Source organism: Anaerococcus cruorum, assembly GCF_046365495.1.
In the GTDB taxonomy this organism is placed as follows: domain Bacteria; phylum Bacillota; class Clostridia; order Tissierellales; family Peptoniphilaceae; genus Anaerococcus; species Anaerococcus cruorum.
Window position 1 is genome coordinate 42,460 of record NZ_JBGMEH010000007.1, and the last position, 20,808, is coordinate 63,267.

Sequence of the window (20,808 nt, forward strand, 5' to 3'; positions counted from 1 at the left end):
ATTAGAATGAAAATAATTATTTCACCTGCAAAAAGTTTTAAGAAAAATGAGGGAATAGAGACTGAAGGTCTACTATTTCCAGAAAAAACCAAGATTTTGGTAGATAAATTTAAAAAATATTCTATGAATGAGATGGGTAATCTCAATAGAACTAATGATAAATTAACAGAAAAAGCCTATTACGATTACCAAGAGTTTGACTTTGAAAACCTTGATAATCCAGCAATCTTTGCTTATGATGGCCTTGTTTTTAAACAATTTGATAAAAAAGATTTTGATGATTTGGGATATTTAAATGACCATGTCTATATAATTTCAGCTCTCTATGGATTATTAAAACCCTTAACTGGGATGGCTGATTATAGGCTATACTTTAATAACTCGGATATTAACTTATATGAGTTTTGGGGAGATGACTTATATAAGGAATTATATAAAGATAATGATTTAATAATAAATTTAGCCAGCAAGGAGTACACAAAAACTATAAGACCATTTTTAAAAAAGGATGATAAATTTCTTAGCCTAAGTTTTAAAGATGATAAGGATGGAAAACTTCGTTCCTATACAGCCTGGATGAAACAAGCCCGTGGGCAGATGCTAAAGGAAATTATTAGTAAAAAAATAGAAGACCCAGAAGATATAAAAAAACTTGTAGTAAATGGCTACAAATACGATCCATATAACTCTACAGAAAATGAGTATGTATATATAAGGAGCCATTCATGAGATTACTCCACTTATCAGACCTACACTTAGGAAAGTATATAGGAAATTATTCTCTAATAGAAGATCAAAAGTACGCTCTAGATCAGATTCTAAATATTATTGATGAAAAAAATATCGATGTAGTTATTATAGCAGGAGATATCTTTGATACGACAATCGCAAGTGTAGATGCCCTAAGACTTTATTCTGATTTTATAGATGAAATTATTTTTAAAAGAGCAAAACCAGTTTTAGCTATAAGTGGTAACCATGATTCTGCTAAAAGATTAGATGTAAATACTAAATTTTTTACAGAGAAAAATTATTATTTATTTGGGGAATACAAAGATGAAGTAATCACTCTAGAAGATGAATACGGTAAGGTAAACTTTCACCTAATCCCATACATTTCCCTAAACCAAGGTAAACTTTTATTTGATGAAGATATAGAAAATTTCACCGACCTTTATAAAAACTTATTAAAGGACAAATCTTATAAGGATAGAAATGTATTAATTACCCATTGCTATGCCAATAATATCGGTATAGAAGATGAGGATGCTTACTATGAAGGGCAGAAACCCCTTATAATTGGTGGGTCAGATGCCATGGATGGGCATTTGTTTTTAGGATTTGACTATGTAGCCCTAGGCCACTTGCATGGCAAACACTATGTCATAGATCCAAAAATAAGATATTCAGGAACTTTTATGAAATATTCTTTTGATGAAGCAAAGGCTAGTAAGTCTGTTACTATAGTGGATATAACAGATAAGGTGGAGACTTTTGATGTGGAAATAAAGCCTTTAAGAGATTTTAGAATAATTGAAGGACACTTTGCTGACATAATAAAAATGGATGCTAGTGATGATTATCTAAAATTTATCCTAGAAGATGACCACACAATCGATAATGCTATGGGTAAATTAAAGGAAAAATTCCCCCATTCAGTACAAGTCACCTATAAAAATAGCGGAATATTTAATGCGACCAGTGATTTAAAGCTTGATTTGGCAAATAAAGATAGCCTCGAACTTTTTAAGGAATTTTATAAGTACAAGATGGATGAAGAAATAAGTAATGATGAACTAGATTTAATAGGAAGGATTATAGAATGAAGCCTATAAAACTAGAACTAAGAGGATTTATAACCTACAAGGAGAAAATAGACATAGATTTTACCAGGCTTTATGATAAGAAAATATTTATTATTTCTGGAGATACCGGATCAGGTAAAACTAGTATTTTTGATGCTATAAGCTTTGCCCTATATGGAAAAACTTCCCGTGATATTCCCATGGATAAACTAAGATCAGATTTTCTTACACCAGAAGATTTATATACTTATGTAAAATTTAGCTTTGAGGTTGATAATAAAATTTATCAAATAGAGCGAATTCCCAGCCAAAGGGCAAAAAGAACAAAAATAGATCAGGACATCAAACATACAGCAAGCCTTTATGATATAACAGATGAGAAGATTCTGCTAGCAGAAAAAATAGGGGATGTTGAAAAAGAAATAATAAATATAATCGGTCTAGATAAAGACCAATTTACAAAGGTGATGCTACTAGCCCAAGGAGAATTCCAGCAATTTTTACATGCTAGTTCCAAAGACCGTACAGATCTATTAGGTAAAATATTTAAAACAGACCAATACAAAAAAATCCAAGAAACCATAAAAGAAAAATCACGCGCTAGCAAAAAAGACCTAGAATATATAGATAAAAATCTACAAAATGAAATAGAAAAAGATAGCGAGATAAATGATGCAATCGATAGTGGGGAAAGAATTACACACGACTTTAAGGTAATTGTAGAAAAGATTGAAAATATTAGTGGTAGCTATGAAAAAAACTTAACTAGCAAGAAAGAAGCATATGCTAAGGAAAATCAAACTTACACTTCACTTTTAGAACAAAGAGAAAAGGACAAAAACTTAAATGAAAATATCCTAAAATTTAGAGAGGTAAAGACAAATCTAGAAGAAAAATTAATAGATGAAACCTATTATATTGACCTTCGTGAAAAAAGACAAAAAGCTACTTATGCTAAAAATATAGCAATTATCGAAGAAAACCTAGAAAAAAGTAAGACAAGTCTAGCGTTAAATGAAAATCAATTGGAAAAAGCAAGTAAGCTTTTAGAAGAAATCAGCCAGGAAATAGAAAAAAGTAAAGAAAATTACTTACTAATCGATGAGAAAAATAAAGATTTAGATGAGCTTAAAATAAGTAAAACTAAAATAATAGATTCTATTAATAGTTTAAAAGAATTTAAGAAGAAAGAGCAAGCCTACCTACAAATAGAAAAAGACTTACTAAGTATAAGTGAAATAAGCAAAGCAAATGAAGAGTTAAAAGAAAATCTAGAGAAAAATCGCAAGGACTTATACGAGTTAAATAATAGTTTGGATGATAAAAGAAATGAGAATCTAGCCCTAGAGAAAAATCTTACTGATTTAAAGCAAAGCAAAAAAGAAGCTTGTGATGAACTAGAAACCTATAAGAAAAATCAAGATTTATTGGAAAAAATAAATGAAAATGAAAAAGACCTGCTTGCTAAGGAAAAAAAGCAAGGTCAATTACTAGGTCAAGTAGAAAATTTTGAACAAAACAGAAAAATAATAGAAATAAATAAGCTCATAGATGACCTAAATGAAACAGGGACTTGTCCAGTATGTGGGGATAAACATACAAATCATTTTGAAAAGCTACCAGTAGAAGAAATAGACATTGAGCTTATAAATAAAAATTTAAATCAGATAAATGCTGAAATAACCAAGCTTAAAACTGAAAATAATTTTTATAAAGACTCTATAACAAAAGTAAAAGAAATTGATCAAATCTTAAAAGTAAATTCCAATCTTGATATTAAAATAGCTAATATTGAAAAAGAAAAAGAAGATATAGAAAAATCGATAAATGAACTACTAGTAGCAAGTAAGGATAAAAAGGGAAATCTAAGTCAAAATACAGCTCATATAGAGAACAATAATAATCTATTAGACCAGTTAAAAGAAAAAACTAAGAATTCAGAAGAGCTAAAAATCTACTACCAGTCTAATAAAGAAAAGATGGCAGACCTTGATTTAGAAAATTTATCTAGTGAACTAGAAAATCTAGATAAGAAGATAAACTCTTTAGAAGAAGAGATAAAAGAAATAGCTACAAAACATAATAATCTCCTAAACATTCAAACAAAAACTCAAACTGAGGTAAAAAATTATAAAGAAAATATTAAAAAGACTAAGGAAGATATTGAAAATACTACGATTGATTTAGATAATAAAATATCAGAACAATTTATAGGTTTTGATGAATATAAATCATACCTTGCTTTATTTGATGAAATAAAAGCTAAATCAAATCAAATTGATACTTACTTTAAAATTTTAGAGGAACTAAAAATCAACTTTAAAAACTTAAAAGAGTTTGAGGGTAGAGACCTAGTTGATTTAGAAAAAGTAGAAGGCGAGATTGAAGAAGCTAGCCAAATGTTAGGTCAAATTAATGAAGAAATCTCTAATACCAAGGTCAAAATCTTATCTATCAAAGATATATTAGCAAATATAAAAGTTTTAGAAGAAAAATACGAAAAATTATCTGATGAAAGTTTAATCCTAGATAAATTATCAGAAATTGCCAATGGGGCAACAGGAAAGGTAGCCGGTAGGCAAAAAGTTGATTTTGAGACCTTTGTGCTAACTTATTATTTTGATAGGATCCTAAATTATGCAAACAAAAGACTTTTACAAATGTCAAATGGCCAATTTACCATGGCTCGAACTTCAGAGGGACAAAATCTAAGATCGCAATCTGGACTTGATATAGAAATCTTAGATGCAAATACAGGAAAAACTCGTCCAGCATCTACTCTTTCTGGTGGGGAATCATTTTTAGCTTCCCTTTCCTTAGCTCTTGGTTTATCAGATGAGATAAGTGCAGAAAATGGTGGAATCACCATTGATACTTTATTTATAGATGAAGGATTTGGAACCTTATCTGATGATTATTTAGGCAAAGTTATAGAACAGATAGAAAAACTTTCTTATGATAATAAATTTGTAGGCCTAATCAGCCACGTAAATGAACTAAAAGATGCCATAGATGGCAAAATCCTTGTAACTTACAGGGAAGATAAAGGAAGTAGCTTAGAGGTAATAGCATGATAAATACAATTATTTCAAAGTCACCTGATGCTAATAGCAGGTATATTTACAAAAAAATAGAAGAAAATTTAGATAATAAAGAAAGGGCATTTTTAATAGTCCCAGAGCAATATACCTTACAGTCTGATATAAATCTTATGGATAATATTTCTTATAAGACAGTTATGGATGCCAAGGTATTATCCTTTTCATCTCTATCAAGATTTATAATAGATAGGACCGGGGGCCTTTCTGATAATATCCTAAGTAAGTCTGGAAAAATTATTTTACTTAGCAACATCCTAAGAGATATCAACGATGATTTAACCCTTTTTAAGGTCAAGTATAACAATATTGATTTTATAAATGACATAGAATCTATCATTACAAATATAAAAGACAATAACTTTGACCAAGCTTTTTATGAAAACATCAAAGAAAATTCTGATGATGAGATATTAAAATTAAAATTTAAAGAAATAAAGTTAATCTATGAGGCCTACCAAAAGGAAATAAAGGATAAGTTCCTAGACTCAGAAGATAGGTTAAACCAAGTCATTACAAGACTGCCTTCTTGCGACTTTTTAAAAGATGCAAATTTTTATTTTGATAAGTTTGACTATGTTTCTGATATAAAAATGGATTTTATAGCAGAGCTTGTAAGACTTGGGGCAAAGGTAAATGTAGCCCTTACCTTAGATAAAACATTTATAAATAATCCTATGGCCAAAGACCTAGAAATCTATGATATGGCCAATAAATTTTATTATAGGCTTAATGATATCGCCACAATAAATGAAATAAATCTAGATACTCAAATAAATCCCCACGATGATATCAATCATCTGTGTATAAATTTTGAAAGATACAATCCAGTAACCTATAAGGATAATCCTTCAAGTATCCATTTATTAGAATCTATTTCTACAAAAAATGAAGTAGAAAATATAGCCTTAACTATAAATAAATTAGTCTATGAAGAAAACTTACGTTATAAGGATATAGCAGTCTATATTACAGATGCTGACCAATACGAAAATGAGATTAAAAAAGTATTTAATAGATATGATTTGCCAGTTTTTCTTGATAAAACTAACAAATTGTCCGAAAACCATATTGTAAAAAGCTGGCTGGCAGCCCTTAGGCTTGTAATCTATGATTTTAATAGTCATGATTTATCCTACTTTTTAAGGTCCAATATTTTTGACTTTGGAAAAGCGGGGACTGATAAGATAATAATATTCCAAAACTATATCAATACCCGTAAAATAAAAGGATCTATGTTCTTAGAAGATAAGTACTTTGACTTAGACATAGACTTTTATAAAAATCTTTACAAGGATGATCCTTATAAAGATGAGAAATTACTTGCCAAGATAAATAAAGAAAAAATTGTAAAAGAGATTAGAAGACAAATATTAGACCTTCTAGATGGTTTATTAGCGATTAAAAATAAAGAAAATACCAGTACATCTGAAATTATAAATGCTATTTATACTATGATAAGCAATCCTGGTTTTATAAGGGGAATCAACAATTATCAAAATATCCTCTTAGAAGAAGGAGACTTGGATGATTATGATGAGAATGACCAGGTTTGGGATAAGTTTATTTCTATACTAGAAGAACTTATGAACCTAATGGCAGATAGGAAAGCAACTTTAAAAGCAATTTACGATATTATCCTAGCTACTGCAGCTGATATTGATATAGGTATCATACCACCAACTAAAGATCACATAACGGTCACAAATTTTAAAAGACCAAGAGTTTCCCAAAGACCAGTTAACTTTGCCCTAGGACTTAACGATACATTTTTCCCATCAAAAGCTAGTGGAGATTTTCTAGTAGGCAAAGAAGACAAGGATAAACTAGCTGACCTTAATCTAGATTTAAAAATCTATGAAGAAGATATGGAAGAACGCGAAAAGCTTAATCTTTACAAGATGATAAGTGTATCAGATAAAATTTATTTATCCTATGCCTTAAGTGATAAGGATGGGGGAGCCATTAATAAGTCCATAGTTTTAAATGATATTTTAAAAATATTCCCGGCAATGAAAACGACAGATTTAACTAGTCTACCTTTAAATGAAATAATTTTTTCTGAAGAATTGTCACAAAAATATGCCATGGAAACTTTATGGAATGTACGAAAAGGGGAAGAGGTAGATAAAAATGATTTATTATTTACTAAATCTTACTTATCCTACATAAAAGATCATGGAGACTTTCAGACTTTGGTGGATGGTTTATATTACTCAAATATTAAAAATAATTTGGATAAAACCAACGCCAAAAATCTATACCCTAAAAATCATTTTAATGTTACAGAAATAGAAACTTACTCTAGGTGCCCTTATAGGTACTTTGTAAACTTTGGTATCAAACCTTACTATGAAGAAAATTATGATGTAGATGCCAGAGAGCTAGGATCTATAGTTCATAACTCCCTAGAAGATGTATCAAGGCTAATTAAAGATAGTGATATAGAAAATATTACAAATGAAGAGCTTGACCAATTAATTATAGAAAATTTTTCTACTAGCATAGATAATTACCTAGATACGGCTCGTAGAAGTGACCCACGCAATGAATTTATTTTAAATAACTTAATCAAAAATACCAAAAATAACTCCAAAGAAGTCATCAACCAACTTAAAAAAGGAGAATTTAAAGTAGCAGATGTAGAGGTAGACTTTGGTTATGACAAAGAAAATGGCTTGCCAGGAGTATATGTAGATGAGGAAAATTACCTCAGAGGTAGGATTGATAGGATAGATAAGGCATCAAATTATCTAAGGATTATAGATTATAAGACTGGTAAAAAAGTATTTAAAATAGTAAATATTCTAAATGGCCTAGATCTCCAGCTTTTAGTTTATATGATGAGTGCAAAAGCCGGGGGAAACGAAATTACTCCAATAGGATCATTTTATATGCCATTATCAGATGAACTTGAAAAAATGGATGGCGCATACGAAAAGTCCAATATCGAAAAAATTTATGAAGATAAGTTTAAAATGAATGGGCTCATTGTAAAAGTAAATGAGGAGGTCTTTAAGCTTATAGACAAGGAAAACTACGATAGCAAAAATATTGGGGTTATCGATACAAAAAACACCGATATTTTATCTACTGAAGAAGAGCAAATAGTAAATGACTTTGCCAAAGACCTTATCAGTAAATATATCAAAGAAATTAAAATGGGTAATATAAAACTTCATCCTATAAGATATTCTGATACACAAAATGAGTGTCAGTATTGTGATTTTAAAGGCATATGTAAGTTTGATGAGAGTATCGATAGTGATAAATATAGGGAATTTGATAAAAAGAAAACTATAACTGACCTTTATAAAGATAGGGAGGATCTAGATGAGTGATATAGTTTATACACCAGGCCAAGCAAAGGCCATAAAAGAGCGAGATAAAAATATAATAATTTCTGCCGCAGCTGGATCTGGTAAAACTAGGGTCTTAGTTGATAGAGTAATAAGCCTTATGCTAGATGAGAAAGTTCCTATAGATAAGATGATTATAGTTACCTTTACCAACAAAGCTTCCATTGAGATGAAAGATAGGATAAGAGAGGCCTTAGAAGATCAAATAGAAAATGATACTTCTAATAAATTCTTAAAAGACCAGCTAAAATTATTAAAACACGCCCATATCCAAACCCTCCACTCCTTTGCATCAGATATGCTTAGAGGATACTTTTACTATTTTGATGATCTTAGTCCAAACTTTAGCATTATTAGTGAAAATGCAAATGTAATTTTAAAAGAAGAGGCCATAGATGAAGTTTTTGATGAGGAATACGCAAAAAAAAGTGCTGACTTTCATAACTTTATCCACAATTTTGCCACCAGCCGCAATGACAGGGCAGCAAAATCAATCATTTTAAAAACTTACGATAAACTAACATCACAAATAGACCCTATAGCTTGGCTAGATAGCAAAACAGAAAGTCCTTTTGATTTTAATATTTTTAAAGAAATAGTAAGGGAAAAAGTAGATTTAATCTTAGCAGACATCAGCAAAAATAAAACCATAGCTAGGGAAAATAATTTGCGTGTCGAATATGAGGATATGCTTAGTGATGACTATAACCTTGTAAATAGTCTAAACCAGCTAATATTTACAGACTGGGACTTATTTATAGAAAAAGTCAATAAGGCAAAATTTACTACCATGGTAAGGGCTCGTAAAGATGAAAAAGACATCCAAGCTATTATAAAAAATAACAGGGACCTTTATAAAAAAGAATTAAAAAATATTAGCTCCCTAGTTTTAAATACAAATTCCCATATCATAAGTGAATTTGGCAAAAAAGAAGTAGAAGTTCTAAAAGAAATCAATTATCTGACCAAAAGATTTCTAAAAAAATACCAGGTTAAAAAGAGAGATAAGTCCTACCTTGACTTTAACGATATTGAGGCGGAGTTTATAAAATTAATAGACAATGAAGAAGCTAATCAAGTTTTAAGAGAAAGATTTGCCTATATATTCTTTGATGAGTACCAGGATAGTAACGAAATCCAAAACTATATCATAGAAAAATTAAAAAGAGAAGACAATTTATTCTTTGTAGGCGATGTCAAACAATCTATCTACGGTTTTAGACGTGCAGAGCCACAACTTTTCTTAGATAAGTTAGAATCATACGATAGCGATGAATATAAAGACTCTATTAGGATAAACCTAAATGAAAACTTTAGGACAGATCAGGATATCATAGAATTTGTAAACTATATTTTTGATAGGCTGATGACTAAAGAAGCTTCTGGCATAGATTATAAAAATGGCGGGCACAGGCTAAATCCTACCAAAGAATTTGATAAAGCTAATCCAAAATCAGAAGTCCATGTTCTAGAAGAAAAACTATCCGAAGAAAATCACTTGGTAAAGGTAATAGAAAATTTAATAGAAGAGGGATACGAGTATAAGGATATAGCAATACTTTTAAGAAGTGGTTCTAAATCTTATTTATACGAAAATGCCTTTAAAAAAGCAGGCATCCCATTTTTTAACGATATAAGTAAAGTTTCCTTTGGAGCGGTAGAAGTTACATTTTTTATAAATATGTTAAAACTTATTGCAAATCCAAAAGATGACATCACTCTCTTATCAGTTATCCGCAGTGATATCTATAAGTTTAGCGAAGATGATATAGCAGCTATTAGGCTAGATTCAAAATATGCCAAATTTTATGAAGCCTTTGAAAATTATAGTAAAGATGATGACATTTTAGTAAAAATAAATGACTTTAAAACAGCATATAATGATTTTTCCTACCAACTATCCCTTATGGACTTATATGAATTTGGTAACTATATTTTTGAAAATTCTAAGTTTTACGAATTTTTAATGGCCCGTGATAGGGCAAGTGACAGGATAGCCAATGTCGAAGCTTTTATAGATCTTATGAGTGATTATGAAGCGAATAACGATAATGGCTTGTATGGATTTCTAGACTATGTAGAAAATTTATCCTTATACCAAACAGATAATATAAACCCAGCCCGTGACCTATCAGAAAATGAAAATCTAGTTAGAATTATGACCATTCATAAGTCCAAGGGACTAGAGTTTCCAGTAGTTATTTTAGCAGATGCTAACAAGAGATTTAACAACAAGCACCTTAGAGAAAGTGTAGTTTTTGACGATGAGCTAGGTATAGGTATAAATGTAGCAGACTATGAAAATAAAATAAGGCTAACATCTCTTAAAAAAGACCTGATTACAGAAAAAATGACCATGGAAAATAAAAGAGAAGAGATGAGAGTCCTCTACGTTGCTCTAACTCGTGCTATAAATAAACTTATAATAGTGGGAAATAGAAATCTAAACACAGTAAATAAATTAAATAGTAGGGATGATTATCTAAATATGTCAACCTACCTAGATTGGATTATAGCAAGTCTTTCTGAGGATAAGATAAGTCTAGATTTATTAGAAAATGAATATACTACAGATGAACTTTCTAATATAGCAGAAATTTTAACCTTTACAGAAGAAAGTGACTATAAAGTTAGTAAGGGAGAGGATATATCAGATATTTTAGCAGCTAATGCTCACGATAAGCTTTATGATAAGTTTGTAGAGTTATTTACAAAAAGATATAAATATGAGGCTGATACCAAAGATTCTATCAAAAAATCTGTAACAGAGATTAGCAAAAACTTCAACCCAGAAGAAGATGGATACGAACTACCATCCTACAGTAAATTTGAAGAAACAGGAGAGTTTAGAAAACCAAACTTTATTTCTGAAGTAAGAGAGTACAAGCCAACCGATAGGGGAACTATCATCCATAAAGTTTTCCAAGGACTATCTTATCAAAAATATGATAATAGGAGCCTAGATCGAGCGCTTAAAAGATTAGTTCTAGAAAATAAAGTAAAACAAGATGAGCTAAAGGTCATAGAAGAAGAAAAAATTATAGCCTACTTTAAAAACCCTCTAATAAAAAATCTCTACCAAAATGCAGCAAATATCAGAAAAGAAGAAACTTTCTTAATGAAATATGAAGACTATTATGTAAATGGGCAGATAGATATTATGTTTGAACTTGAAGATGAAATAGTTTTACTAGACTTTAAAACTGATAAAATCAAAAGAGAAAGCCTCTATGATGACCAGCTAAAAATATATAAATTAGCCATTGAAGAAAGTTTAAAAAAACCAGTGAATAAGTCATATATTTATTGGTACAATTTTTCTGAGTTAGAAGAAGTAAACCATAATTTTTAAAATTCATTTGAAATCCATTTTAAATCGATATACAATTTCCTTAGACATCGATGTACTAACAAATATTGGAGAATATAAATTGAATTTTTATTTAAAATGTGAATTGGAAAATATCCCTGACTCAGAATTTATATATATGAGAAGAGTAGGTGAATATGGACCAGAAAATAAAATATTAATGGAAAGATTTAAAAGTTGGTTAAGGAATAATATTGCATTTGATAAAGACACAACTATACTTTCTATAGCTTTAGATAACCCAGAACTAGTTAGTCCAAGTGAGTGCAGATATGATGTAGGAGTGATTTTTAAAGATAATTTTATAGAAAACGACATAGAAGAAGAAATTTATTCTAGAAAAATTAGAGGTGGAAAGTATCTAATATTTTTAATTCCACACACCCAAGAGAGTATACAAAGTATCTGGATAAATTATCACAAAATATTGATACAGAAAGGATACTCTCAGGATTATAAAAGGCCTATTATAGAAAGATATAAAAAAAGTTTGGTCGATAATCACTTATGCGAGCTTTGTGTACCAATAATATAATTTAATATTGATTTAAGTCTCATACGCTATTGTTTTAGCTTATGAGACTTTTTTTAATAAAAACCTCCATTTATATGGATAATATCTCCAGTTATATAGCTTGCTTCATCTGAAATTAGATAGCTAACAAGGCCTGCAATCTCTTCTGGTTTTGCAAACCTATTTATCGCAACCTCATTTTTTAATGCTTCTAATTCTTCCTTGCTAAAATCATTTTTCATCATATCAGTTTCTACAATTCCTGGGGCAATAGCATTTACCCTTATCCCAGAGGGAGCTAGTTCTTTTGCCATAGCTTTTGTAAAAGTATTTATAGCACCCTTTGATGTAGAATATAAGGCTTCCATGCTAGCACCAAAATCTCCCCAAATAGAGCTCATGTTTATAATCACTCCATACTGGTTAGAAATCATATTTGGTATAGCACGCTTACTATTTAAAAAAACTGAATTTAGGTTGGTATTTATAATATTTTTCCAAGTGGCAAAGTCTATATCTTGGATAAGGGAAAAATGAGAAATCCCAGCATTATTTATTAAAATATCAACATGACCGAAGTTTTGCTCAGCAATGGCAAACATATTTTCCACTTCATCTTCATTAGATACATCAGCTTTTACTGCTATAACATTGGGATTTGTTTTTCTAAGCTCATTCATAAGATTTATAGCTTGATCTTTGCTTTTATTATAATTAATTATTATCTTGTATTCATCATTTAGCCTTCTAGCAATGGCAGCTCCTATGCCACGAGAAGATCCTGTAATCAAAACTGTTCTCATATTAAAATTATATCACAACTGGGTATAGATAATAATGAAGGAGTGAATATTATGGATTATTTTACATTAAATGATGGAACAAAGGTACCTGCAATAGGATTTGGTACTTATAAAATAACTGAAGAAAAAGATATGGACCTTGCAGTAGAAACTGCTCTTAAGGCTGGCTATACTTATTTTGATACAGCGAAATTTTATGAAAATGAAAATCTTTTAGGAAAATATTTAAAGACCTATGGTAAAAATCGTGAAGATTATCAAATAGCTACAAAAGTATGGCCAAATGCTTATTCTGCTGATAAGGCAAAAGAATCTATTGATGTATCCTTAAAAGACTTAGGAGTTGACTACCTAGATGTAGCCTTATTACACTGGTATGGAGATGATTTTAGAGAAGCTTGGAAAGTTTTAAATGACTATAAAGACCAAGGGATTATAAAAAGTATTGGTGTATGCAATTTTTCTGTAAATCAAATGTCAGAATTATTAAAAGAAGGCACAGTACCAGTTGTTGACCAATTAGAAAGTCACCTCCACTTACAAGATAAAGATACTCATCAGTTTTTAAAAGAAAACAAAATCCTTCACCAAGCATGGGGACCACTTGCTCAAGGAAAATCAAATTTATTAAAAGAAAATGTCCTTGATGAAATAGCTAAAAAATATGGTAAAACTCCAGCTCAAATTGCCTTAAAATGGAATATCGAAAGAGGAGTTATGGTTTTAGTAAAATCATCTCACGAAGAAAGAATATATGAAAATATAGATTTATTTGACTTTAACTTAACAGATGAAGATATGAATGCTTTAGCAAGTCTTGATAAAAAAGAAAGATATTCTGCAAATCCAGAAGATAAAGAATGGTTAGAAAAAGCTGCTAATATGTAATATTATTATCAGGCTTTCATATAGCTTTGATATTTAGATATTTAACTAAATAAATTTACGTTAATATTTATTTTTATGTAAAAATATTTGACAAGAAAATTTAATTGCCCTATAATTATCTTAACAATAATTATTTATAAAAATTATGAAAAAACGAGTAGGCTTATCTATAAGCACAGAGAGTTGGAGTTTGGTGAAATCCATCCTTAGAAATAAGTTCGAAAATCATTTTTCTTTTGCACATCTGAACTAAGTAAGATGTGTCGCTATGGTTGGCGTTATCAGGACCCGGCATTGTTAGATGCTTGAGTTGCTTATTTTATATAAGAATAAAGGTGGTAACGCGGAAATTTTCGTCCTTTGTCTATTTTAGACAAGGGACTTTTTTAATGGATAAATATTGTGGAATATTTTTTTGGAGGAAATAATGAAAAAATTATCAAGAAGTCAGTTTTTACAAGTTAGCATAATGCTATTTGGTTTATTTTTTGGAGCTGGAAACTTAATTTTCCCGCCACTTTTAGGTAACCAAGCTGGATCTGCTACTTATATTTCACTGCTTGCTTTTAGTGTTACTGCTGTATTATTCCCAGTTGTTGGGGCAATTGTAGTAGGAAAAACTAATGGTTTAACAAAACTAGCTAATAGGGTCGGTCCAGTATTTTCAGTTGTTTTTACAACTGCAATATATTTATCAATAGGACCAGGACTTGGCATACCAAGAGCAGGATCTGTTCCGTTTGAAATGGCCATAGCTCCTTATGTGCCTGAAACTTTTAGCCTAGGTCTAGCAAGATTTTTATATACTTTGGTATTTTTTGCTATAGCTATGGCTATATGTCTAAAGCCTAATAAGTTAGTAAAAAGAATAGGCAAGTACCTTACACCAACTTTATTAGTTCTTATACTTATAATGTTTATAAGAGTTGTTACAATGAGTAGAAATGTTTCTTTGCCTACTGGTGATTATGCAACAGGACCTGTTACAAAAGGATTTTTAGCTGGCTATGATACTATGGATGCTGTAGCTGCCCTAAATTTTGGTTTTGTAATAGCCCAAGCTATAAGAAGATTTGGTGTGACAGATGAAAAAGAGGTTACAAAGTACGAAGTAAAAGCTGGTGCTCTTGCAGGAGTTGTTTTATTTGTAGTTTATGCTATGCTTGCAACAATAGGTATGATAGGATCTCAAAAATTTCCAGGACTTGAAAATGGCGCCCAAGTACTTACTGAATCTATAAAATTGGTACTAGGCAATTTTGGTTTAGTTTTATTAGCAGTTATATTTACTCTTGCTTGTCTTACAACTTGTGTTGGTTTAATAACAAGTGGTGGGGAATACTTTGAAGAATTATTTAATCATAGATTATCTTATAGAAACTGGGTATTTATATGGACACTATTTTCATTTTTAATGGCAAACTTTGGTTTAAACAGATTATTAGCATTTTCAGTACCACTTTTACAAATAATATATCCAGTAGCTCTAGTGCTTATAGTAATGGGTATAAGCCATGATTATGTAGATTATTCTAACGCTTCTTATGTAGCTGCTGCATTTGTATCAGTTGTACTTCCATTACATGAAGTTTTAAATAAAACATTTAATCTAAGACTGGGAGTTCTTACTGATGCCCTTGTTTCTCTTCCATTATATGTAGAAGGGTTATCATGGTTACTGCCAACTCTTGTAGTATTAGTACTAGTAACTTTAGTTTCAAAAGTAGTAGAAAATTCAAGACAAACTAGTGTAGCGAGAACGGCTAATAACTAATCAACAAAAAAGAATAAGTAAGACCTTATAAATAAAAAAGACGAGTAATTTTCACTCGTCTTTTTATTTATAATTTATTCAATTATTTTCTTTTTGTAGCAAATAATCCTGCTGCTGCAACTGATAATGTTGCATAAACTCCTGTAAGTGCACCAATACCTGTTTTTGGGTTGCTAGATTTTTTAGCAACTTTGTTAGAAGTTTTGATTTCTTTTTTATTTACTTTAGTTTCTTTTTCTACTTTTTTAACAGCTTTTGGAGCTTTTTCACCTTTTACTTGTTTAGCAGTTTTTTTATTATCTACTTTGTTATCTACTGTGTTTTCAGCAATAAACTCTACATTTGAAAGTCTTGTCTCAAGTACTTTAATTGCTGCATCTACTTCTTCTTGGCTAGTAAATGTTGCATTTAATACTTCTTCAGCTCTCTCGATTGCTAGCTTGTATAATTCTATGTTACTTTCTTCATCTACTGGCTTGTTATTTTTAGCTTCTTTGATAAATACTTCTAGTTTTGCTTTTGAAAACTCATTGTTTATAGCAGGGTTTTCAATAAAGTCATCTGTTTTTCTGATAGTGTAAAAGTCTACGATTTCTCCGTATGGGTTCATTGTTTGTACGTTAAACAGGTTTTTAGAGAAAGTTAAGCTTGAGAATAATTGGCTTCTATCATCTAAACTTCTATTTACAAACCATTGGTCCTCTCCAATTGGGTTGTAGAATTTTGACCCTGCTGATGTAGACATTGTTAAGAATAAAGTTCCACGTGGGTTTGTTACTTCTTTTTGGTCATAGTCTAATTTTATACCATCTACTACAACTTTGTTATCTTTATAGACTTTGTTGTTATAGGTTTTTGAGAATCCATCATTGATACCAGCATTTTCATTTTTTGGATCTGTACCATAAGCATCTTCAAAACTTAGTACTTGCTCACCAGCTACCATTTGACCAGTTCTTGTATAGATGTGATCGTGGCCGTTTAGTACAATATCGATGCCATTTTCATTAAAGATTCTTACTAGTTCATGTCTTCTTTGAAGGATATCTGTATCAGATGTGTGAGTTGCTGTTGAGTATGGAGCGTGGTGGAAGGATACTACTTTCCATGAGAAGTTTTTACCACGTTCTTTAGTTGCTTTTGCAATAGAATCTTTGATAAATGCTTCGTGTTCTTTTGAGTCATTTACATTTGAGTTGATGTTTAAGAAAAGTGTATCACCGTAAGAATAGTAGTAGTCTCCAGAAATATAGTAAGCAGTTCCATCTTCATTAATTTTAGAAATAGAACCTAATTTTGATTCGTTAGGTAGGTGGAAGTGATCAGAGAAAACTGTATTTCTTTGGCTACCATTTTTATCATCTACATAAGTTTCGTGATTACCTACTACAGTTGAGAAGATACTATCTTTAAATAAATCATTGTCCAAAAAGTAGTCGTATTCACCTTCGTAGTTTGCAATTTCTACGTTATCTCCCATTGATAGGTAGAAGTGTGGGTCTAGTTCACGAGCCTTATTTATTGTTTTTGCAAAGTCTACCTTATCTTGGTCAACCTTTGCTTGGGTATTTTTATTTAGGCCCTTAGAGTCCCAGACACTATCCCCAGATCCCATTTGTGGGTCACCAAAGTATCCTACTTTAAATTCGTTATTTTTTCCTAAAGCTTTTGTTTTTATAGTGTAGGTGTCAGATTTGTATGATCCTGATTTAACATAATAGCTATAAGTTTTACCTGGAGTAATATCTACTATAGCTGTATATGTGCTGTAATCATTTACATCTCCAGTTTTTCTAGCTCTAATAGGTTCATATTCTTTTCCATCAAAAACGAGTCTTGATTCTGTAACATCACCCTTAGCAAACCAAGTAATTGCTAGTTCGTTTTCGTTTTTACCATTGTTTACTACGATATTTTTAATTGGAGTAGTGATTGCTTTTAGGTTATGGTTAGCATATTCTCCATTTTTCTTACCGTATTCACCCTTAGTTTCTTCTAATTTTTTAGCAACTTCTGGGTCGATGTTTGTAACATTTTTATCTTCACCAAAGGTTTCTCTTTCAGTTTCTGTAGCCCTATTAAACTTATTTGTTCCATCAGATTCTCTTACATTTGCCTCATTTTTTGGAAATGTAACTTCATCATCTTGAAAGTTAAAAGGATTTTCTGCCTCATATGCAGTTGCTTCTAAGTCTTCTTCATATGTACTAGGAGCATCAGATATTTCTTTGTTTTCTTCAATAGCAGTCTCATTTTTTACTGCTATATCTTCTGCTGCATATGTATCTTGTACTGGTAAAATTGCAGCACTTGCGCTGGCAATAGCTAGGGCTAAGACTAATTTGTTATATTTTTTCATAAGAACCTCCATAAAATTTTTCAAAGCTATTATATATAAGTAGTGTTATATAATTTGCATAATATTGTAAATTTTATGTAAAATCTTTGTACTATAAATTTAATTAATATAAATAATCATTATCAGTTAAATTTTAAAAAAATAGAGTACAGTAATACTATTATGTGAAATTTATAAAAAGGAGGGCTTATGGATAGACAAGCTTATAGTAATAAGTTTTTGATTAAAAAATTCTTACCCTACTATAACCCATATAAAAAAATTCTCTTTGCAGACTTATTTGCTTCTGCTCTAACAACAGTTTCCCAGCTTGTATTACCACTTTTATTATCAAGTTTAACAGACTGGGCCCAGCTGGGACTTTTAGATGCAAGTAGAGTTGTCAAAGTAGGAATTGTATATACAGTTACAAAAATAATTGAAGTAGCTGCTAGATATTTTATGCAATCTCTAGGCCATATCATGGGGGCAAAGATTGAACGAGATATGAGAGCGGATGTATTTAATCATTTGCTAACTATGGATACAGAATTTTTTAACGAAGCTCGTATCGGTGCTTTGATGAGTAGAATAACTACAGATTTATTTGATATTACAGAATTTTCCCACCATGTTCCTGAAGAATTTCTTGTGGGAGCAATAAAATTAATTTTATCATTTGTAGTGCTTTTAACAATAAATTGGAAACTTTCTTTAATAATATATCTTATTATTCCAATTATGTTTGTATTTTCTAGTAAAAAACGTAAAGAATTTAGAAAAGCAACTATGAATGTTAAAAGACAAATTGGTGATATCAACTCAGGAGTAGAAGACACTCTACTTGGTATATCAGTTGTAAAATCATTTGCTAATGAAGATACAGAAAAAGATAAGTTTCAAGTAAATAATGATAAATTTGTAGCTATTAAGAAAAAAAGATATTTTGATATGGCTGGATTTTTTATGATAAATGAAGCTTTTGCAGGGCTCATGTATGCAATCCTCATCTTTGTAGGTGGTTTTTTTGTCATAAGAGGAGAAATCTCTCCAGGGGATCTTATTGCCTTTACCATGTATCTAAATATGCTAGTAACTACTATTGAAAGATTAATTAACTTTACAGATGTCTTCCAAGCAGGAACTACTGGTATAGAAAGATTTACAGAAGTTATGGAAATGGATAATAGTATCTTTGATGATGAATATGCCAAAGAATTAACTAATGTAAAAGGTAAAATTGATTTTGACCATGTTTACTTTAAATATCCAGAAACTAGCGAAGATGAGCCATATGTATTAGAAGATATAAACTTTAATGTAAATGTTGGTGAAAATATCGCCCTAGTAGGTCCATCTGGCGCAGGAAAAACTACTATTTCAAAATTAATTCCAAGATTTTATGATATTACAAAAGGTTCTATCAAAATAGATGATACTGACATAAGAGACTTAACTTTAGAATCTCTTCGTGATAATATTGGTATAGTCCAACAAGATGTTTATTTATTCAGTGGAACTGTAAAAGATAATATCCGTTATGGTAAGGAAAATGCCACAGATGAAGAAATCTTAAGAGCTGCAGAACTTGCTGGAGCTACAGAATTTATAAATGACTTACCTTTTGGTATGGATACTCATATAGGAGAACGTGGTGTAAAATTATCTGGAGGTCAAAAACAAAGAATTTCTATTGCTAGAGTTTTCTTAAAAAACCCACCAATCTTAATTCTTGATGAAGCAACTAGTGCCCTAGATAATAAAAGTGAAGCGATTGTTCAAAAATCTCTTGAAACTTTATCTAAGGGAAGGACAACAATCACCATTGCCCACAGACTTTCTACTATTATAAATGCTGATGAAATATTAGTATTAACCTATGATGGAATAGTAGAGCGAGGCAATCACAAAGACCTGCTTAATAAAAAAGGAATATATTATAATTTATATAATAGTAACAATGAAGAATTATTTGGGTAAAGAATGGTTTAAAAGACCATTCTTTTTTTGCTTTCAAGAAAAAGAAAACTTTGATATACTTTTATTAGAATGGAGAAATTTATGAAGTTTTTTGGAAAAATCTTACATGGCCTTGCAACGGGCTTGGGTACATTTTTTAATGTACTAATAAATATTATGAATGTAATAGTAGTAACCTTTGAGGGTATCAGGCAACTATTATTTATGATATTTATCTTTGGTTGCTCAACAATATTTATTTTCCCAATAATTCCTTTAATATTACCAAAAGAGGTAATGTATTTTATTTTTGCAGTAATATTTATACCAATACTTGGACCTAAATTTATTTCATTTTTAAGGTATATCAACTATACACTTACTGAGTGGATGTATGATAGGGCTGATTCTATGATAACTGGCCAAAAGGTTGGATATGAAAGTATTTCAGATTATTCTGATAGATATATTTACGAACAAGAACAAATGCGCCGCCGTCAAAGAGAAGAAGAAGCTCGCCGTCAACAGGAAGAAATGAACCGTCGTTTTGAAGAATTTGTTAGAAACTTTGGTGGCTACCAAGATTCTAGATCCTATGGTGGTTATAATACTGGTTATAATCAAGGCCAATACACGGGTTACAATGGTGTAAATGACCTTGGTTTTAAGGAAAAATATGAAAAAGCCTGCCAAACTTTAGGTGTTGGTGTTGATACTGATATTTATGAAGTAAAATTAAATTATAGAAAACTAGCCAAAAAGTATCATCCAGATATTAATAAAGATCCAGATGCTACTACAATGTTTACTAAAGTTAATGAAGCTTACGAATTTTTAACAGAGGAAAATATTAAAAAATACAAGCAAACTTACCTTTAGAAAAAATATTTAAAAAGGATA

12 protein-coding genes and 1 other annotated feature are annotated in these 20,808 nt (G+C 30.4%); of the genes, 10 read left to right on the forward strand and 2 right to left on the reverse strand.

Annotation, left to right across the window (positions count from 1 at the left end):
* Positions 1 to 6: 6 nt before the first annotated feature.
* From yaaA to ACCQ40_RS07080, 6 genes are all read left to right on the forward strand, one after another.
* Positions 7 to 729 carry a peroxide stress protein YaaA gene (gene yaaA / locus ACCQ40_RS07055; protein WP_410033178.1) on the forward strand — a complete coding sequence of 241 codons (723 nt, stop codon included), beginning with the start codon at positions 7 to 9 and terminating at the stop codon, positions 727 to 729.
* The gene (locus ACCQ40_RS07060; protein WP_410033179.1) at positions 726 to 1,826 is read left to right on the forward strand and encodes an exonuclease SbcCD subunit D; all 1,101 of its coding nucleotides are present in this window, start codon (positions 726 to 728) and stop codon (positions 1,824 to 1,826) included. The genes yaaA and ACCQ40_RS07060 overlap by 4 nt, the downstream gene beginning before the upstream one ends.
* Complete coding sequence (locus tag ACCQ40_RS07065) at positions 1,823 to 4,879, forward strand: AAA family ATPase (RefSeq protein ID WP_410033180.1); 3,057 nt, start codon at positions 1,823 to 1,825, stop codon at positions 4,877 to 4,879. Before ACCQ40_RS07060 ends, ACCQ40_RS07065 begins: the two co-directional genes overlap by 4 nt.
* Positions 4,876 to 8,244, forward strand: coding sequence for a PD-(D/E)XK nuclease family protein (locus ACCQ40_RS07070; RefSeq protein WP_410033181.1), 3,369 nt, complete (start codon positions 4,876 to 4,878; stop codon positions 8,242 to 8,244). Before ACCQ40_RS07065 ends, ACCQ40_RS07070 begins: the two co-directional genes overlap by 4 nt.
* Positions 8,237 to 11,614, forward strand: coding sequence for a UvrD-helicase domain-containing protein (locus ACCQ40_RS07075; protein WP_410033182.1), 3,378 nt, complete (start codon positions 8,237 to 8,239; stop codon positions 11,612 to 11,614). The genes ACCQ40_RS07070 and ACCQ40_RS07075 overlap by 8 nt, the downstream gene beginning before the upstream one ends.
* Before the next feature lie 79 nt (positions 11,615 to 11,693).
* A complete protein-coding gene (locus ACCQ40_RS07080) occupies positions 11,694 to 12,167 on the forward strand; it encodes a GyrI-like domain-containing protein (protein ID WP_410033183.1) in 474 nt (157 codons plus the stop codon).
* A gap of 53 nt (positions 12,168 to 12,220) precedes the next feature.
* Here the strand turns inward: ACCQ40_RS07080 and ymfI are convergent, their stop codons facing one another.
* Positions 12,221 to 12,949: an elongation factor P 5-aminopentanone reductase gene (ymfI, locus tag ACCQ40_RS07085; RefSeq protein ID WP_410033184.1), complete on the reverse strand. Its 729-nt coding sequence runs from the start codon at positions 12,947 to 12,949 to the stop codon at positions 12,221 to 12,223.
* Between the two features lie 51 nt (positions 12,950 to 13,000).
* Here ymfI and ACCQ40_RS07090 point away from each other — a divergent pair, with 51 nt between their 5' ends.
* On the forward strand, positions 13,001 to 13,837 hold the full coding sequence (locus tag ACCQ40_RS07090; RefSeq protein ID WP_410033185.1) for an aldo/keto reductase: 837 nt from the start codon (positions 13,001 to 13,003) through the stop codon (positions 13,835 to 13,837).
* Between the two features lie 136 nt (positions 13,838 to 13,973).
* Positions 13,974 to 14,201, forward strand: a binding site (T-box leader).
* 63 nt (positions 14,202 to 14,264) lie between these two features.
* Positions 14,265 to 15,611: a branched-chain amino acid transport system II carrier protein gene (gene brnQ / locus ACCQ40_RS07095; protein WP_410033186.1), complete on the forward strand. Its 1,347-nt coding sequence runs from the start codon at positions 14,265 to 14,267 to the stop codon at positions 15,609 to 15,611.
* A gap of 82 nt (positions 15,612 to 15,693) precedes the next feature.
* Here the strand turns inward: brnQ and ACCQ40_RS07100 are convergent, their stop codons facing one another.
* Positions 15,694 to 17,970 carry a purple acid phosphatase family protein gene (locus ACCQ40_RS07100; RefSeq protein WP_410033187.1) on the reverse strand — a complete coding sequence of 759 codons (2,277 nt, stop codon included), beginning with the start codon at positions 17,968 to 17,970 and terminating at the stop codon, positions 15,694 to 15,696.
* Positions 17,971 to 18,159: 189 nt separating this feature from the next.
* Here ACCQ40_RS07100 and ACCQ40_RS07105 point away from each other — a divergent pair, with 189 nt between their 5' ends.
* Together ACCQ40_RS07105 and ACCQ40_RS07110 are read left to right on the forward strand one after the other, a co-directional pair.
* Positions 18,160 to 19,929, forward strand: coding sequence for an ABC transporter ATP-binding protein (locus tag ACCQ40_RS07105; RefSeq protein ID WP_410033188.1), 1,770 nt, complete (start codon positions 18,160 to 18,162; stop codon positions 19,927 to 19,929).
* Positions 19,930 to 20,010: 81 nt separating this feature from the next.
* Positions 20,011 to 20,787 (forward strand): J domain-containing protein, encoded by a 777-nt coding sequence (locus ACCQ40_RS07110; RefSeq protein ID WP_410033189.1) that lies wholly within the window; start codon positions 20,011 to 20,013, stop codon positions 20,785 to 20,787.
* Positions 20,788 to 20,808 lie beyond the last annotated feature (21 nt).

Coding starts and splice junctions, on each gene's coding strand:
- yaaA (WP_410033178.1), top strand. CDS start 7: ATGAAAATAATTATTTCACCTGCAAAAAGTTTTAAGAAAAATGAGGGA.
- ACCQ40_RS07060 (WP_410033179.1), top strand. CDS start 726: ATGAGATTACTCCACTTATCAGACCTACACTTAGGAAAGTATATAGGA.
- ACCQ40_RS07065 (WP_410033180.1), top strand. CDS start 1,823: ATGAAGCCTATAAAACTAGAACTAAGAGGATTTATAACCTACAAGGAG.
- ACCQ40_RS07070 (WP_410033181.1), top strand. CDS start 4,876: ATGATAAATACAATTATTTCAAAGTCACCTGATGCTAATAGCAGGTAT.
- ACCQ40_RS07075 (WP_410033182.1), top strand. CDS start 8,237: ATGAGTGATATAGTTTATACACCAGGCCAAGCAAAGGCCATAAAAGAG.
- ymfI (WP_410033184.1), bottom strand. CDS start 12,949: ATGAGAACAGTTTTGATTACAGGATCTTCTCGTGGCATAGGAGCTGCC.
- ACCQ40_RS07090 (WP_410033185.1), top strand. CDS start 13,001: ATGGATTATTTTACATTAAATGATGGAACAAAGGTACCTGCAATAGGA.
- brnQ (WP_410033186.1), top strand. CDS start 14,265: ATGAAAAAATTATCAAGAAGTCAGTTTTTACAAGTTAGCATAATGCTA.
- ACCQ40_RS07100 (WP_410033187.1), bottom strand. CDS start 17,970: ATGAAAAAATATAACAAATTAGTCTTAGCCCTAGCTATTGCCAGCGCA.
- ACCQ40_RS07105 (WP_410033188.1), top strand. CDS start 18,160: ATGGATAGACAAGCTTATAGTAATAAGTTTTTGATTAAAAAATTCTTA.
- ACCQ40_RS07110 (WP_410033189.1), top strand. CDS start 20,011: ATGAAGTTTTTTGGAAAAATCTTACATGGCCTTGCAACGGGCTTGGGT.